This is a genomic window from Pontimicrobium sp. MEBiC06410, from assembly GCF_053601615.1.
Window position 1 is genome coordinate 1 of the sequence record NZ_JBSHNT010000044.1, and the last position, 393, is coordinate 393.

At 38.7% G+C, this 393-nt stretch carries 1 protein-coding gene; it reads left to right on the top strand.

The features are described from left to right. On the top strand, window positions 1-393 hold a 393-nt coding region (locus ACVC08_RS00265; protein WP_452600514.1), incomplete at both ends, for an AMP-binding protein.

Genomic DNA, 393 nt, shown 5'->3' on the forward strand with positions numbered 1-393 from the left:
AACGAATCGCTTACATAGAACAAGACAGTAATAGTACGTTAGTATTAGACGAAACAATCTATAACAATTACTTGAAAGAGCAGGAGAATTATGCAACCCATAAAGTAAAAAATAACACCCGCTCAACAGACCAAGCCTATATCATTTACACCTCAGGAACGACCGGTAAACCAAAAGGCGTTATGATAAGCCATAAAAACGCAACAGCCTTAATACATTGGGCCCAACAAGAATACAACAGCAATACCTTTAATACAGTATATGCCTCAACCTCACACTGTTTTGATTTATCCATATACGAGATGTTCTACACCCTATCCGTAGGGAAAACCATCCGCGTGTTAAACAATGCCTTAGACATCTCCAAACACCTAGACAACGATAAAGACGTTG